Genomic DNA, 11,896 nt, shown 5'->3' on the forward strand with positions numbered 1-11,896 from the left:
TATTTCCCCCGCTGGACTTATTTTTGCGCAGGCAGGGCCTGCTTACAGCAGCTCAAGCGCCACAGCAGTCGCTTCACCGCCGCCGATACACAGCGCTGCAATGCCTTTTTTCCCGCCCGTGCGCTTAAGCGCATGAATCAGGGTAAGGATAATGCGCGAGCCGGTAGAGCCGACCGGATGGCCCAGGGCGCACGCGCCGCCATTGATATTGACTTTTTCAGCATCCAGCTTGAACTCATCCATCGGGCACATGGTGACCATGGCAAAGGCTTCATTGATTTCCCAAAGGTCAACTTCTTGCGCTGTCCAGCCTGTTTTATCCAAAACTTTTTGAATCGCGCCAACAGGAGCAATGGTGAATTCAGAAGGATGCTGGGAATTTGATGCATAAGCCAAAATTTTTGCTAAAGGCGCTAAGCCTTTGGCGGCGGCGTTGTCAGCAGAAGTTAAGACTAAAGCTGATGCGCCGTCAGAAATAGAGCTGGCATTGGCGGCGGTAATGGTGCCGTCTTTGGCAAAAGCGGGGCGCAGTGCCGGAATTTTGTCAATATTGGCGTTAAACGGCTGTTCATCCTTATCGACAACCACATCGCCTTTGCGCGAGGAAACTGTGACCGGCACAATTTCATCTGCAAAATAGCCTTCTGTAACAGCCGTTTGCGCGCGCTTTAATGAGCGGATCGCAAAGTCGTCCATTTGCCCGCGGGTATAGCCTTTCGTATTTGCCATATCCTGCGCAAAAGACCCCATCAGGCGGCCTGTTTCAGCATCTTCCAAGCCGTCAAGGAACATATGATCTTTGACTTCGCCGTGGCCCATGCGGTAGCCTGCGCGCGCTTTGGTCAGCACATAAGGCGCATTGCTCATGGACTCCATGCCGCCGGCAACCGCAATATTTGCAGAGCCGGCTTTAATCATGTCGGCTGCCTGCATTACCGCCTTCATGCCGGAACCGCACAGCTTGTTGATAGTCACCGCGCCTGCAGCATCCGGCAAGCCCGCCTGGCGCATCGCTTGGCGCGCCGGGCCTTGCTTGAGGCCGGCCGGCAGCACGCAGCCCATAATGACTTCCTCGACATCGCTGGGCTGCAGGCCGGCGCGGGCAACGGCTGCTTTAATGACTGCAGCGCCCAGTTCCGGCGCAGTGACACCCGACAGGCTGCCCTGAAAGCCGCCCATTGCCGTGCGTGCGCCATTTACAATTACGATGTCTGTCATTGTTATTTCTCCGAATAGGTTTTAATCAAATATTCCCAGCTCAAGCAGTATATTGAAAAATCAAGCGGAATAAAGCGCTATTGCCGGGCCAAACTAGACGCATGAGTTTTTAACAGGAACTTGGATTTTCTATGCGTATATGGCCCATTTTGCTCATGATGATTTTCTGATTGGGCACATCTGTGAATGAGCAGTAATAGAAGCTGCCGTTGGAGCCGATAGGCAGTCCGGACAGCGCCTGAAAAGTCAGGCTGGGAAGGCTCAGCCCGCCTTTCCAGTCCAAGGTGCCGTACTCTAGGCCCAGTGCTTCAGTTTGCAGGATGCTTTCGCCTGCATCCACCTGCCGGTTTTTATTGGCATCTGTAAAGACAATAAAGCCGCTGCTCCATTTAGCCGGCTCACACTGCGTGAGCCCTGCGCTGGGGCAAATGACAACATTGGCGTGATGCAGCGCAGCTGAGTTTTTTGCTGATCTGTTCGCCAGAATGAGTTTGGAGATGGTTGCCTTAACTTCCTGCTCTGCCATATAGTGCTGAAAAGCCGGCAGGGCAATCGCCGCAATGATTGCTAAAACAGCAGCGGTGACAATAAGCTCGACAAGAGTAAAGCCATTTTTAATGATAGAAAACATTATATTATACCAAGTGTTATATGTTGTTTTTGTAAAGAGCGTGCTATTAGTAAGCTGTTTTTTTGATGCTTTCTTATACTGGGCAGCTAATTTTATTACTCAAATTTTTATAAAACTGCTAAGATAGCGGCAAAGTGACAATAGGCGATTCGCAAGAATTAATTGAGTAAAAATTTACCGAATTACAACGGAAATTGTAAGTAATTTTGTCAATAATTTACTTGATTAAATTAATCAAGCACTTGGAAAAAGAAAAAAGTGTTTGTATGATTCAGCGTGAATAGCTTAAAAATAACACTGGGGTATTAGAAAGCCTATCTCAGGATAGCCAAATTTAAGGCTTGAGCTTGAACAACAATTTTTATCTCTGGAGGATAAATCCATGAAAATGAGTCGTATTGCTTTAGCAATGCTCGTAGCTGCTCCTTTAGCTGCTGCAAACGCAGGCGTAACTGTTACTCCATTAATGCTTGGTTACACTTTCCAAGACACGCAGCACAACAACAGCCGCGGTAATTTGACTAATGGCGGTCAAGAGCTGCAAGACGATTTATTCGTTGGCGCTGCGCTGGGTGTTGAATTAACTCCATGGTTAGGCTTTGAAGCTGAATACAACCAGGTGAAAGGCGATGTTGAAGGTACAGCTGTTGCAGCTGGTTCTGAATACAAGCAGTCTCAAATCAACGGTAACTTCTACGTGACTTCTGATTTGATCACTAAAAACTACGACAGCAAAATCAAGCCGTACGTATTATTAGGTGCTGGCCACTACAAATACGAACTTGATTCAGCTGCTGGCCGTAACGTTCCTGGCGCTCCTGCTCGCGGTCTTGAAGAAGAAGGCACTTTGGGTAACGCAGGTCTGGGTGCTTTCTGGCGCTTGAACGATGCTTTGTCTCTGCGTACTGAAGCTCGCGCGACTTACAACATCGATGAAGATTTCTGGAACTACACAGCTTTAGCTGGCCTGAACGTTGTTCTTGGTGGCCACTTGAAGCCTGCTGCGCCTGTAGTTGAAGTTGCTCCTGTAGCTCCGACTCCAGTTGCTCCTGCACCGCAAGAGCTGACTGAAGATCTGAACATGGAACTTCGCGTGTTCTTTGATACAAACAAATCAAACATCAAAGATCAGTACAAGCCTGAAATTGCTAAAGTTGCTGAAAAACTGGTTGAATATCCAAACGCAACTGCCCGCATCGAAGGCCACACAGACAACACTGGTCCGCGCGCATTGAACGAACGCCTGTCATTGGCTCGTGCTAACTCTGTTAAATCTTCACTTGTAAATGAATACAATGTAGATCCAGCGCGTTTGTCTACTCAAGGTTTTGCTTGGGATCAGCCGATTGCTGACAACAACACTAAAGAAGGCCGCGCTATGAACCGCCGCGTATTCGCGACGATTTCTGGCAGCCGTACAGTGATTGTAGAAGGTCAGCAAGCTCAATAATTCATTATTGAACTGATCTGAAAAAGCAGCCGAAAGGCTGCTTTTTTTATTGTAAAATTCCCGGGTAAATTGAAAATTAACTGCATTGAACTGTGAGATCCGCCTTGAGCCTGCAAATTCCTGAACCTCTGCTCAGCTTAGAATCCAACTGCGGCATTTTCGCAGTGTGGATGATATTTCAGCATTATGGCGTCAATATGGATATTGACAGGCTTGCGCAGGCCTGCAGGCATGACAGTGAAGACGGCGCTTTCGGCATCGGCTTGGCTGTGGCATTGGAAAAATTCGGTTTTTCCGTCACGTTTCACACAGATGATGATCCGCATATGCACGAAAAGGAGCTGCCATGCTATGCGGAAGCCCAAAAGCTGAATATTCCTGTGCTGCCGGCGTTGAGCTATCAGGGCCTGCGTGATGCAGTTGATATCGGGTGTTTTGTGATTGTGTTTTACGATACCTTGCAGGGCGTAGGCAATCATTCGCTGATTTATGCTATCGATGAACGGGAAATCTGCTTTTTTGACAGTTTTGATCCGATGCCGGCAAAGGTATTTGAGTGGCAGCGGCGGGCGGAGGGGATTTGCCGCCAGGCGCTGGTGGTTGACGGCAGTTCATTTGCTTTGCGCTGCAGTTAAGCTTAAGCGCAAAAGCATGCAGCCCTTGCGGCTGATCAGCTTGACAGCAATAAAAAAACAGCCCGGAGGCTGTTTTTTTATTGGCTTAAGAAAATCAATCGTCGCGTTCTATGCGCATCGGCTGTACATCCATTTCACTGTATGGAATCAGCTTGGTTTTATGCTTCCATTTATAGCCCAGCCAAATTGCAAGGAACAGCGGAATGCTGATGTAGGTTGAAGCCAGCCCCAGCCAGTCAATTTTGCCGCCGATCAGCGCTTCATAGTTTTGGCCCAGAATAATGATTGAGCACAGGATGAAGGCGAACCACGGCGCGAAAGGGAAGAACTTGGCTTTGTAGGCCAAATCTTCCAGCTTGTAGCCCTGCGCCAGATAGCCCTTACGGAAGCGGTAATGCGAGATCGCAATGCCGAGCCAGACAATAAAGCCGCACATGCCGGACATGTTCAGCAGCCAGTTGAAGACTTCCTGCTCGCCGATAAATGTGGTCAGGAAGCACAGCGCGGCAATTGCCGTGGTGGCGTAAAGCGCATTCATTGGAACGCCGCGCGGGTCAAGGCGGGCAAACAGCTTCGGCGCGCGGCCTTGGCGCGCCATGTCAAACAGCATGCGTGTAGATGAATACATGCCTGAGTTGCCTGCAGACAGGATGGCGGTCAGAATTACCGCATTCATCAGGCTGGCGGCAAAGGCAAAGCCGGCTTTTTCATACAGCAGGGTAAATGGCGAAAGCGCGATGTCTGAGCTGGAAGCCGCCTGCAGCAGGCGCGGATCATCATAAGCCACCAAGGTGCCGATAATGAAAATGCACACCACATAAAACAGCAGGATGCGCCAGAAAATCTGCTTGATGGCGACAGGAATGGTTTTCTGCGGATCTTTCGATTCGCCGGCTGCCACGCCGACCATTTCTGTGCCCTGGAATGAGAATCCGGCAATCATCGCCACGCCGATCATGGCCTGCAGGCCGCCGACGAAAGGCGCATCGCCTTTGGTCCAGTTGCTGAATGTCGCCATGCCCGGCGTCAGCATGATTTTGACAATCATCGCCATGCCGATAATGATGAATGCGATGATGGCCAGCACTTTGACCAGGGAAAACAGGAATTCGCTTTCGCCGAAGCCTTTGACGGTGAGGCAGTTGATCCCGAAAATAACCGCGAGGAAGATCGCGCTCCAGTAAAATCCGGGCACATCCGGAAACCAGAATTTCATAATGAACTGCACTGCAACCAGTTCAAAGGCGACGGTAATGGCCCAGTTGTACCAGTAGTTCCAGCCCAAAGCGAAGCCGAAACCGCCTTCGACATATTTATTGCCGTAGGTGAAGAATGCCCCTGAAGTCGGGTTGTGCGTTGCAAGCTCGCCCAAGCTGGTCATCAGGAAGTAAATCATGACGCCAATCAGGGCATAGGCCAGCAAAGCGCCGCCCGGGCCGGCATTGGCGATCGTGGCGCCGGAAGCGAGGAATAGGCCTGTTCCAATTGAACCGCCGATTGCGATCATATTCAGATGGCGGGCGCCCAGCTTCCGCTTGAGGTGCGCCGGTTGAGTCGTTTCGCTCATCGTTGTTCCTTAAGATTTTTTTGAGTGCTGGCAAACAGCACTTTAAAGCCTTGCTGATCGGCTTTAGTTATGCATTGGCCGAAGTTCTGCTCAATTAATAATGGGTAATTCAAAAAGCGGTTGGCGACAATCCATAATTCGCCGCCGGATTTCAGGTGGCGCCGCGCTGTTTTGCATAAATTTTCACTGGCATTGTAATCGGTATGGATGCCCTGATGGAATGGGGGGTTGCTGACGATTGCGTGCAGGAACAGCGGCGCATCTTCAATGCCGCTGACCGCCTTGATTTCAAGCTGTTCGGGCGCAAGATCATTTTTGCTGAAGGTCAGGCGGGTGGACGCCAAAGCGAAAGCGTCGACATCCAGCGCAAAGATGCGGTTTTTAGGGTTCAGCTTGGCTAAATAGGCGCTGATCACGCCTGCGCCGCAACCGAAATCGGCAATTTTTCCGGAGCTGACCTGCTGCAGATAAGGCAGCAGTACCGCCGTGCCGATATCCAGCCGGTTTTGGCTGAATACGCCCGGCAGCGCGCAAATGCTTAAATCGCCTTTCGGCGTATTGACCGTATATTCCTGCACCCAGCTGTCCAGCGGCTTGAGGGTTTCGGTCATATTTGTGGTGAGCTGCCACATTTGGCAGTGGCGCGCGCTGTCCAGCTTGACGGCATCGCCATAAGGCAGCAGCTGTTTGGCTGCGCGCTCTACGCCGCCTTTTTTCTCGCCGACTAAGAAAATGGATGAGCCGGCTTTCAGCCTGCTGGCCAGATTGTGCAGGATGTAATTCAGCAGCTCTTTTGATTTAGGCACGAACACAATCGCCTGCTCAAAGTCCGCTTCAGGCAGAGTAATGCCGAAATGCACCTGGCTTTGGCGGTTCTGAAAGTGCAGGTATTCATTGTAATTCCAGGTCCAAAACTGCGCCTCAGCATGGGGTGGCAGCTGCGCCTGCAGTTCATCGCAGGGCGCATTGACAAGCAGGATGGGGCCAGTCAGGTAATCTTGCTGACGAAGAACCACTTCACTTCTCGGATCCATTGTTTGCTGCTCCTAAGTAAAAACGGCGCTCAGGCAATGCTGGGCACCGTGCAAACTGAAATGAAATTATTTCTTCGTTTCAGGAAGAATAATGTTGAGTAAAAGCGCAGCGATGCCGCCTGTGGCGACGCCTGAGCTGAAAATGTTGCGGATTAATTCCGGAAGATGCTCCAGAATCTGCGGCACTTGCGCAACGCCAAGGCCCAGCGCCAGCGAAATGGCGATAATCAGCAGGGCGCGGCGGTCCAGCTGCACGCCTGACAGAATATTGATGCCCGAAGCTGCGACTGCGCCAAACATCACCATGACTGCGCCGCCCAGCACCGCCTGCGGCACGGCCTGAATCACGCCGGCCACTGCAGGAAACAGGCCGAGGATCACCAGCAGGGCTGCAATCCAGATGCCGACATAGCGGCTGGCGACGCCGGTCAATTGAATCACGCCGTTATTCTGCGCGAATACCGAACTTGGGAAGGTATTGAAAATGCCGGCCAGAAAAGAGTTCGCGCCATTCACCAGTACGCCGCCTTTAATGCGCTGCATCCATTGCGGGCCGTCAACCGGCTGGTTGGATAGTTTAGAGGTCGCGGTAATATCGCCGATCGCTTCCAGGGACGTCACCAGATAGATGAATGCCATGGGAATAAATAAGCTCCAGGAGAAGCTTAGGCCGAAATGCATTGGGGTTGGAATCTGCACCAGCGGCGCATCTTTCAGGCCGGAAAAGTCCAGATGGCCCATAAAGCCGGCAACAATGTAGCCAATCACCAGGGCAATTAAAATGGCGGAGCTTTTGATCCAGGTGATGCGTACGCGGTTCAGCACAATAATAATCGCCAGAACCGTGCAGGACATAATCAGGTTGTCTGCATTGGCAAAGGTTTTATCGCCCATCGCCTGATAGCCGCCGCCCATGCTGATCAGGCCTTCCTTAATTAGGGTCAGGCCAATCAGCAGCACCACAATGCCTGTCACCAAAGGGGTAATCAGCTTTTTCACCCACGGCAGGATGCGGGAAACCCCCATTTCAATGAATGAGCCTGCAATCACCACGCCGAAAATAGAGGCCATGACCGCTTCGACCGGCGTGCCGGCAGCCACCATGGCGGAGCCGATGCCGATAATCGGGCCGATAAAGTTAAAGCTCGTGCCTTGAACAATCAGCAGGCCTGCGCCAAACGGCCCGGCTTTCTTGCACTGCAGAAATGTGGCAATGCCGGAAATCACCAAAGACATGGAAAGGATCATGTTGGTGTCCTGCTGGGAAACGCCTAAAGCCAGGCAGATCAGCAGGCCGGGCGTGACAATTGGCACAATAATGGCCAGCAGATGCTGAAATGCAGCTAAAAAAGCGATAAGCGGTTTGGGGCGGTCATCCAGTCCGTAGACTAAGTCGAGCTGGCCTTTAGAATCGGGAGATTGATTTAAATCAGACATGTGTCAAGGCAAATAGAGGCTAGGTGGCGCTATTCTAATCTGATTGCAGCGCTTTACAAAACCAAAAGCGCGCCGGTCATCAAAAAAAATCGGTATTGTCAATAAACTGTCACTACTAAATTCTATTATTTTTCTGTATAATTTGCCCTCAAACTTTAGGCGTATCGAATTTACATGTCAGATATTAAAACTCTCCGCAACATTGCCATCATTGCGCACGTTGACCACGGTAAAACCACTCTAGTAGACAAACTTTTACAGCAATCAGGTGCACTTGGCGAGCGTGCAGGCGAGATTGAGCGTGTCATGGATTCAGGCGCTATTGAAAGTGAACGTGGTATTACCATTCTTGCGAAAAACACTGCAATCAAATGGTTAGATGCACGCACCAATACTGAATACCGCATCAACATCGTGGACACCCCGGGACACGCCGACTTCGGCGGTGAAGTAGAGCGCGTAATGTCTATGGTTGACTGCGTACTGCTTCTGGTTGACTCTCAGGAAGGCCCGATGCCGCAAACCCGCTTCGTAACGCAAAAAGCGTTCGCGCGCGGCTTGAAGCCAATCGTGATCATCAACAAAGTCGACAAGCCAAGCGCGCGTCCAGACTGGGTAATTGATCAAGTATTCGATTTATTCGACAACCTTGGCGGTACTGACGAACAGTTAGACTTCCCAGTGGTATATGCATCCGGTCTGCGCGGTGTTGCTGGCCCTTCTCCAGAAGAACTGGCTGAAGACATGACTCCATTGTTCCAGACAATTGTAGACATCGTTGAGCCGCCGGCAGTTGACGTTGATGGCCCATTCCAAATGCAAGTGTCTTCACTTGACTATAACAGCTTCGTAGGCGTTATCGGTGTAGGCCGCATTCAGCGCGGTTCAGTGAAACTGAACACACCTGTTACTGTGGTCGACAAAGACGGCAAAACACGTAACGGCCGTATCCTGAAAATCATGGGTTACCACGGTTTAGAGCGTATCGATGTTGAATCGGCTCAGGCTGGCGATATCGTTTGTGTAACAGGTATTGATGAACTTCATATCTCTGACACAATCTGTGATCCTAAAAATGTTGAAGCGCTTCCGCCGCTTTCTGTAGACGAACCTACAGTGTCTATGACTTTCCAGGTAAACAACTCACCGTTTGCCGGTAAAGAAGGCAAATTCGTAACTTCACGCAACATCCGTGAACGCCTTGACCGCGAATTGATCCACAACGTAGCGCTTCGTGTTGAAGATACTGACAGTCCAGACCGCTTCAAAGTTTCTGGCCGCGGTGAGCTTCACCTTTCAGTTCTTATTGAAAACATGCGCCGTGAAGGCTTCGAGATGGGTGTTTCCCGTCCGCAAGTCATCCTGAAAGAAGTTGACGGTGAAAAGCAAGAACCTTACGAAAACGTAACCTTTGACGTTGAAGAGCAGCATCAAGGCGCTGTAATGGAACAAATGGGTCACCGTAAAGGCGAGATGACCAATATGGAAGTTGACGGTAAAGGCCGTATCCGTATTGAAGCAACTGTTCCTTCACGCGGCTTGATCGGTTTCCGTTCTGAATTCCTGACCATGACTTCCGGTACAGGCATCATGACGTCAAGCTTCTCTCACTACGGTCCAATGAAGCAAGGTACTGTTGCGAAGCGTCAAAACGGCGTGCTGATTTCTATGGTTCAAGGCACTTGCCTGGGCTATGCATTGTTCACACTGCAAGACCGCGGCCGCCTGTTTGCTAAACCGCAGCTGGAAGTTTATGAAGGCATGATCGTAGGTATTAACTCACGTTCAGACGACATGACTGTTAACCCGACGAAAGCGAAACAGTTAACAAACGTGCGTGCATCGGGTACTGATGATGCATTGACACTTGTTCCTGCAATTGAATACACGCTTGAACAAGCGCTTGAATTCATTGAAGATGACGAACTGGTTGAAGTAACGCCTAAGTCAATCCGTATCCGTAAGCGCTGGTTGACTGAAAACGAGCGTAAGCGCAACCGTTCAGGTAAATAAGATTTAAAAACGCAGCTGCTCCTGAGCGGGCAGCTGCGCTTAAAATAAATGCCATCAAGCCATTGGTGGCATTTTTTTTGTTTAAAATTAGCAAATTCATATATTAAAGCAGGGTAAATCCAAGTAAATTACAAGGAATTAGCCATGCTTGCAGACAGAATTGTGTGATGCAGTTCATGAAAACTTAATAAAAAATCGTATCGGACATTAGCTGGAGATTAAGATGAGTATTGTTCAAGAATTTAAAGAATTTGCCATTAAAGGCAACATGATGGATTTAGCGATCGGCGTCATTATCGGCGGCGCTTTCGGTAAAATTATTGATTCACTGGTTAAAGACATTATTATGCCTCTAATCTCTGTGATTACCGGCGGCGGTGTTGATTTTACGCAGAAATTCTTTGTGCTCGGCAGCAACCCTGATAATTTGCAGTCTTTGGACGCGCTGCAGAAAGCCGGCGTGAATGTTTTAACCTACGGCAACTTTTTAACGATTTTCCTGAATTTCCTGATTTTGGCCTGGGTGGTTTTCTTGCTGGTGAAAGTCATGAATAAAATGCGCCGCAAACAGGAAGAAGCGGCTCCAGCGCCAGCGCCGACTCCGGAAGATATTGCGCTGCTCCGCGAAATCCGCGATGAGCTGAAAAAGCGCCCGCAAGCGTAATTTCGGTTTGATATAAAAAACGGCACTTTGATGTGCCGTTTTTTATTGCTCAATGGGATGGAGGAGAAATTAATCCATCCGGAATTTAATTTCCAGTAAATGCCAGCCGAACTGGCTTTTGATCGGGCCGTGCAGTTCGCGTTCTTTCAGCGTAAACACCGCCTTGTCAATCGGGCCGACCAGCTGGCCTTTTTTAATATCGCCGAGTTCACCGCCTTTCTTTCCCGATGGGCAGGTGGAATGCTGCTTGGCGATTTTGGCAAAGTCTGCGCCGTCTTTAATTTTCTTTTTCAGCTGTTCCGCCAGCTCTTTATCTTTCACCAGGATATGCCGGACAATTGCAGACTTCATGCTTTATTTCCTTTGATTGCTTTCTTGCCGGCCATTTTAACCTTTTTTAAAGGCTGGCACTCAGGGCAGAAAACGCTGGCGCGCTGCCCCAGCTTTAAATTTTCCAAAGTGGTTTCACAGTTGATGCACATTTCGCCGGCGCGGCCATAAGCCAACAGCGTTTGCTGGAAATAGCCGTTTTCGCCCATGGCATTGCTGTAATCGCGCAGGGTGGAGCCGCCAAGCTCAATGGCCTGCTTTAAAATGCGCTTGATTTCAGCGGTCATTTTCTGCACCTGCTCAAATGTCAGCGCAGAAGCGGGCTGCGCCGGGTGAATGCCCAAATTGAACAGGCTTTCAGTGGCGTAAATATTGCCGACGCCAACCACAATATGGTTATCCATCATCGCCACTTTAATTGCGGTATTTTTGCTTTTGAATCTATTGAACAGGTATTCGGCGTTAAATTCATCGCTGAGCGGTTCAGGCCCTAAAGGGTCAAGCAGCTTGGCTTGGGCAGCCTCATCCAGCCAGAGGATGCAGCCGAAACGGCGCGGGTCATGGTAGCGCAGCTGCATCTCTTCAAACTGAATGATCAGATGGTCATGCTTGCGCAGCTCCTCGTGGCCGCTGCAAAGCCTGAAGCTGCCGGACATGCCTAAATGCCAGAGCATGCTGTCCTGCTCAAACTGCGCCACAATATATTTGGAGCGGCGCGTCAGCTCAATCAGCTTTTGCCCGGCCAGCCTGTTTAAGTCTTCCGGAATTGGCCAGCGCAGGCTGTGCTGGCGGACCTCAACCTGCTGCACGGTTTGGCCCAGCAGGGGCAGTAAACTGGTTTTGGTGGTTTCAACTTCGGGTAATTCAGGCATGCTGCATCAGGTGATATGGGAGGATGCGGATAATATTGGGCTGAA

The 11,896-nt window shown here is 50.1% G+C and carries 11 protein-coding genes; 4 read left to right on the top strand and 7 right to left on the bottom strand.

Features of this window, described 5'->3' with window-relative positions; all coding sequences use genetic code 11:
- Positions 1-42 precede the first annotated feature (42 nt).
- A complete protein-coding gene (locus BEN74_RS14085) occupies positions 43-1,218 on the bottom strand; it encodes a thiolase family protein (RefSeq protein ID WP_068908551.1) in 1,176 nt (391 codons plus the stop codon).
- Between the two features lie 109 nt (positions 1,219-1,327).
- Positions 1,328-1,849: a pilus assembly FimT family protein gene (locus tag BEN74_RS14090; RefSeq protein WP_068908549.1), complete on the bottom strand. Its 522-nt coding sequence runs from the start codon at positions 1,847-1,849 to the stop codon at positions 1,328-1,330.
- A gap of 382 nt (positions 1,850-2,231) precedes the next feature.
- Between BEN74_RS14090 and omp38 the strand changes: the two genes are divergently transcribed.
- Positions 2,232-3,299 carry an outer membrane protein Omp38 gene (gene omp38, locus BEN74_RS14095; RefSeq protein WP_068908547.1) on the top strand — a complete coding sequence of 356 codons (1,068 nt, stop codon included), beginning with the start codon at positions 2,232-2,234 and terminating at the stop codon, positions 3,297-3,299.
- Positions 3,300-3,403: 104 nt separating this feature from the next.
- A complete protein-coding gene (locus BEN74_RS14100) occupies positions 3,404-3,934 on the top strand; it encodes a cysteine peptidase family C39 domain-containing protein (RefSeq protein WP_068908545.1) in 531 nt (176 codons plus the stop codon).
- Between the two features lie 94 nt (positions 3,935-4,028).
- Here the strand turns inward: BEN74_RS14100 and BEN74_RS14105 are convergent, their stop codons facing one another.
- The 3 genes from BEN74_RS14105 to BEN74_RS14115 all read right to left on the bottom strand — a co-directional run bounded on the left by BEN74_RS14105 (position 4,029) and on the right by BEN74_RS14115 (position 7,972).
- Positions 4,029-5,501, bottom strand: coding sequence for an amino acid permease (locus tag BEN74_RS14105; protein ID WP_068908543.1), 1,473 nt, complete (start codon positions 5,499-5,501; stop codon positions 4,029-4,031).
- Complete coding sequence (locus BEN74_RS14110; RefSeq protein WP_068908541.1) at positions 5,498-6,535, bottom strand: class I SAM-dependent methyltransferase; 1,038 nt, start codon at positions 6,533-6,535, stop codon at positions 5,498-5,500. Before BEN74_RS14110 ends, BEN74_RS14105 begins: the two co-directional genes overlap by 4 nt.
- A gap of 66 nt (positions 6,536-6,601) precedes the next feature.
- The gene (locus BEN74_RS14115; protein ID WP_068908538.1) at positions 6,602-7,972 is read right to left on the bottom strand and encodes a uracil-xanthine permease family protein; all 1,371 of its coding nucleotides are present in this window, start codon (positions 7,970-7,972) and stop codon (positions 6,602-6,604) included.
- 174 nt (positions 7,973-8,146) lie between these two features.
- On the opposite strand from BEN74_RS14115, the gene typA reads away from it, so the two are divergent.
- Positions 8,147-9,985: a translational GTPase TypA gene (gene typA / locus BEN74_RS14120; protein ID WP_068908535.1), complete on the top strand. Its 1,839-nt coding sequence runs from the start codon at positions 8,147-8,149 to the stop codon at positions 9,983-9,985.
- Positions 9,986-10,208: 223 nt separating this feature from the next.
- Entirely contained in the window at positions 10,209-10,649 is a 441-nt protein-coding gene (gene mscL, locus BEN74_RS14125) for a large conductance mechanosensitive channel protein MscL (RefSeq protein ID WP_068908533.1), read from the top strand.
- Between the two features lie 69 nt (positions 10,650-10,718).
- On the opposite strand, the gene BEN74_RS14130 is transcribed toward mscL, so the two are convergent.
- The gene (locus tag BEN74_RS14130; RefSeq protein WP_068908531.1) at positions 10,719-11,000 is read right to left on the bottom strand and encodes a peptidylprolyl isomerase; all 282 of its coding nucleotides are present in this window, start codon (positions 10,998-11,000) and stop codon (positions 10,719-10,721) included.
- Positions 10,997-11,851, bottom strand: coding sequence for a bifunctional DNA-formamidopyrimidine glycosylase/DNA-(apurinic or apyrimidinic site) lyase (mutM, locus tag BEN74_RS14135; RefSeq protein ID WP_068908528.1), 855 nt, complete (start codon positions 11,849-11,851; stop codon positions 10,997-10,999). The genes BEN74_RS14130 and mutM overlap by 4 nt, the downstream gene beginning before the upstream one ends.
- Positions 11,852-11,896 lie beyond the last annotated feature (45 nt).

Origin of the sequence: Acinetobacter sp. WCHAc010034, assembly GCF_001696615.3 — a bacterium.
Classification (GTDB): Bacteria; Pseudomonadota; Gammaproteobacteria; order Pseudomonadales; family Moraxellaceae; genus Acinetobacter.

Coding starts and splice junctions, on each gene's coding strand:
- BEN74_RS14085 (WP_068908551.1), bottom strand. CDS start 1,218: ATGACAGACATCGTAATTGTAAATGGCGCACGCACGGCAATGGGCGGC.
- BEN74_RS14090 (WP_068908549.1), bottom strand. CDS start 1,849: ATGTTTTCTATCATTAAAAATGGCTTTACTCTTGTCGAGCTTATTGTC.
- omp38 (WP_068908547.1), top strand. CDS start 2,232: ATGAAAATGAGTCGTATTGCTTTAGCAATGCTCGTAGCTGCTCCTTTA.
- BEN74_RS14105 (WP_068908543.1), bottom strand. CDS start 5,501: ATGAGCGAAACGACTCAACCGGCGCACCTCAAGCGGAAGCTGGGCGCC.
- BEN74_RS14110 (WP_068908541.1), bottom strand. CDS start 6,535: ATGGATCCGAGAAGTGAAGTGGTTCTTCGTCAGCAAGATTACCTGACT.
- BEN74_RS14115 (WP_068908538.1), bottom strand. CDS start 7,972: ATGTCTGATTTAAATCAATCTCCCGATTCTAAAGGCCAGCTCGACTTA.
- typA (WP_068908535.1), top strand. CDS start 8,147: ATGTCAGATATTAAAACTCTCCGCAACATTGCCATCATTGCGCACGTT.
- mscL (WP_068908533.1), top strand. CDS start 10,209: ATGAGTATTGTTCAAGAATTTAAAGAATTTGCCATTAAAGGCAACATG.
- BEN74_RS14130 (WP_068908531.1), bottom strand. CDS start 11,000: ATGAAGTCTGCAATTGTCCGGCATATCCTGGTGAAAGATAAAGAGCTG.
- mutM (WP_068908528.1), bottom strand. CDS start 11,851: ATGCCTGAATTACCCGAAGTTGAAACCACCAAAACCAGTTTACTGCCC.